At 44.4% G+C, this 3,358-nt stretch carries 3 protein-coding genes; all 3 read left to right on the top strand.

Annotated elements, in window-relative coordinates:
- Window positions 1-290: 290 nt before the first annotated feature.
- The 3 genes from CHU92_RS01120 (at window position 291) to CHU92_RS01110 (ending at window position 3,327) form a co-directional block, all read left to right on the top strand.
- The gene (locus tag CHU92_RS01120; RefSeq protein ID WP_094411755.1) at window positions 291-1,505 is read left to right on the top strand and encodes an RsmB/NOP family class I SAM-dependent RNA methyltransferase; all 1,215 of its coding nucleotides are present in this window, start codon (window positions 291-293) and stop codon (window positions 1,503-1,505) included.
- 46 nt (window positions 1,506-1,551) lie between these two features.
- Window positions 1,552-2,646: an endonuclease gene (locus tag CHU92_RS01115; protein ID WP_243389533.1), complete on the top strand. Its 1,095-nt coding sequence runs from the start codon at window positions 1,552-1,554 to the stop codon at window positions 2,644-2,646.
- Between the two features lie 72 nt (window positions 2,647-2,718).
- Entirely contained in the window at window positions 2,719-3,327 is a 609-nt protein-coding gene (locus tag CHU92_RS01110) for a hypothetical protein (protein ID WP_094411751.1), read from the top strand.
- The last annotated feature ends 31 nt before the right edge of the window (window positions 3,328-3,358 follow it).

The following is a 3,358-nucleotide window of genomic DNA, read 5'->3' as shown; positions in this document are numbered from 1 at the left end:
TGTATCTCCCCGCCGCCATAAGCGCGGCGGCGGGGAGGATGCCGCTTACATCGGGGCTGGTTCAAAACGGCAGTACCACCCGGCACACATTTACGCTCTGGCTGCTTTCTATCCTGTGAGGTATCCTGCATTTACAGATACTATACAAAGGCATTTACTATTTTTAAGTAGCAGGAAAGGAGAAAATAATCTAAAAATGTCCTTTACATTCCCATAATTGTAGTAAAGCTTCCGCAATTACTGTACAATCAATATTAATTTCTGTACCTTTGCCCGCTGATTTTTTTGCAATGAGATTACACAGGAACTTAGTTTTTACCGTTATAGACTCCCTTGGGTTTATTTTTAATGACGGCGAATATGCCGACAAGGTAGTGGCACGCGCCCTCAAGAAAGATAAACGCTGGGGTAGCGCCGACCGCAAGTTTGTAGCCGAGACCCTATATGAAATTGTGCGCTGGAAACGCCTGTATGCCGAAATTGCCGAGGTGCGCGAGCCCTATGACCGTGACAACCTGTGGCGTATTTTTGCCGTGTGGGCCGTACTCAGGGGGATTACGCTGCCAGACTGGAAATATTTTGAAAATACGCCGGTACGCCGCATAAAAGGCCGTTTTGATGAACTGGGCAAAATACGTAAATTCCGTGAATCGATACCTGACTGGATGGACGAACTGGGCGCCAGGGAGCTGGGCGAAAAAAAATGGGAACAGGAAATTGCGGCACAAAACGAGCAGGCAAAAGTGATATTGCGCGTGAATACCCTAAAAACCACCCGCGAAAAATTACGCGCCATACTGGCTGACCTGGACATTGATACTGAAGCGCCAAAAGAATACCCTGATGCGCTAATACTGAAAGAAAGGGCTAATGTGTTCCTTACCCCTGCTTTTAAGGAAGGCTTATTTGAAGTACAGGATGCCTCGTCTCAGCTGGTGGCCCGTTTTCTCGAGGTGGAGCCGGGCATGCGCGTGGTAGACACCTGTGCGGGTGCCGGAGGCAAAACACTGCACTTAGCCTCGCTGATGCAGAACAAGGGCCAGCTCATTGCGATGGATATCTATGAAAGCAAGCTGAAAGAGCTCAAACTGCGCGCCCGCCGCGATGGTGCTTTCAACATAGAATACAGGGTGATTGACAGTACCAAAGTCATCAAAAAACTTCACGAAAAAGCCGACCGGGTGCTTATTGACGCTCCATGTAGCGGCCTCGGCGTTTTAAGGCGCAACCCCGACAGCAAGTGGAAACTGCAGCCGGAATTTGTGGAGAATATCCGAAAGACACAGGCTGAAATTTTAGAAAGCTACTCTAAAATAGTTAAACCCGGCGGCAAGCTCGTATACGCCACATGTTCCATACTACCCTCCGAAAATCAGGAACAAATTAAGCGTTTCTTAAGCACAGAAACAGGAAAAGGATTTACCTTTGCAAAAGAAAATAAAATACTGGCATCAGAATCCGGATTTGACGGTTTCTATATGGCTTTGCTTGAAAGGAAAAATTAATAAACCCTGCTGATAATTCTCATATATCAGTACATAAACAATGCGTATGAAAAAAACATTTACCCTCGCTATAGCATTATTATCTGCCTTTGCCTATGCACAGGATGGCGCGCCTGCTGCGCCATATTACAATGGCTTTAACTTTAACCAGGCCGGCACGGCGCTTAGAAATGCGCTGGCCGCAAAAATAACAGATACACATGTAAACCAGCTCACCTACCAGCAGGCCGAAAATGCTATAATGATTGTGGACCGTGACCCTGCTGACGGCACCAATACCAACCTGCTTCTTATCTATGGATTTAGCAGTAGCCTTTGTCCGGCCTCTACTGCTGATGATGCAGAACACAGGAGGAGGAACAAGAATTTTGACGACGACGGGAGTAACAACCCATGCCTCTGGAACAGGGAACATACATATCCACGCGCACTGGGTATACCCGATCTGGGTACAAGCGGCCCGGGCGCCGATGTGCACCACCTGAGGGCATGCGATAAAAAGCGGAATGCAAACAGGGACAATGATAAATTTACTGACGGTTCAGGTAATTCAGGCCCTGTGGGCAGTGCCTGGTACCCCGGTGATGAATGGAAGGGCGATATTGCCCGTATGATGATGTATATGTACCTGCGCTATGGCAACCAGTGCCTGCCTAAAAATGTGGCTGTGGGCAGCGTGGTAGCCAGCGACCCGAACATGCCGGCTATCCTACTGCAATGGAATGCTGATGACCCGGTGTCGCAATACGAAGATAACCGTAACACCTATTTGGGTAATTTAGCAAATTCTTTTGCACAGGGCAACCGAAACCCGTTCATAGATAATCCTTACCTTGCCACGCTTATTTGGGGAGGGCCTGCCGCGCAAAATCGCTGGCCGGCGCTTTCAACTCCTGAACTGCTGGTAGAACAAACTATGGTATATCCTAACCCTGCCGTTAATAATGAAATAACCATACAAACCGAAGCAGAGATTGAGGCTATTGAACTTATAAGCATTAATGGGCAACTGGTACAGAAAGTAAGCAAACCCGTGTTTAGCAACAACATATATGTATTGCAAAACCTGCCTCAGGGTTTCTACATGATAAGGGTAGAGTCTCCCCAGGGTTCAGTTACCAAAAAAGTTATTGTAAATTAAAAGATATTAACCTCCTTCGGGAGGTTTTTTGTTGGCAACAATTGTATACATTTGGTGTACTAACTATAAATTATGAAACTGCTTTGGCTTTGGCTGTTGCTGCTCCTTCCATTGTCTTCATTTTCACAAACAGAAGAAGAGGAAGAATTTGTGCTGTTTAATTTAAAATATCCGTCAGACACACTTTCAGTAGATGGAATAGATTGGGAGAAAGAGAATCTGACTTCAGAATTTACACTGAGAGGCAAAACGCAGCTACTTTATGCTATTAAAATTGAAAATGATACTACAGCAAAGCTTTTGATTAATGAGAAGGAGAAATGGGTTGTACAGGAAAATATCCCAATAACGGGTTGGGCATTACGGCGTATAGATAAAGATGTTATTTTTTCGGAATTTAAAATTAAGGATTTTGATAAAGATGGCGATGAAGACCTTATCTGTTGGGTAAACAGCAATATGAACGGGAACGTTTGGACCATTATATTTCTTAATGATCAAAAAACACAAAAACTTGTAAAACTTTGGGATTCGGCTGAAGAAACAGATATTTGGGATGATCCTGTATATGATAACAGGAAAAAAATAATTGAATGTGAATTATATTCTGGTGTCTATGGCTTTCAATATAAAAGCACTTATAAACTTAATGATTTAGAAGCCATACCAATCCTGTCCTAAATAAAATTTAACACTATCAAACTTAACCATT

Source organism: Flavobacterium cyanobacteriorum (assembly GCF_002251835.1).
Lineage (GTDB): Bacteria > Bacteroidota > Bacteroidia > Flavobacteriales > Flavobacteriaceae > Flavobacterium > Flavobacterium cyanobacteriorum.
Note: the sequence above shows the minus strand (reverse complement) of the source record. Positions and strands in the feature narration are given on the sequence as shown.

Coding starts and splice junctions, on each gene's coding strand:
- CHU92_RS01120 (WP_094411755.1), top strand. CDS start 291: ATGAGATTACACAGGAACTTAGTTTTTACCGTTATAGACTCCCTTGGG.
- CHU92_RS01115 (WP_243389533.1), top strand. CDS start 1,552: ATGAAAAAAACATTTACCCTCGCTATAGCATTATTATCTGCCTTTGCC.
- CHU92_RS01110 (WP_094411751.1), top strand. CDS start 2,719: ATGAAACTGCTTTGGCTTTGGCTGTTGCTGCTCCTTCCATTGTCTTCA.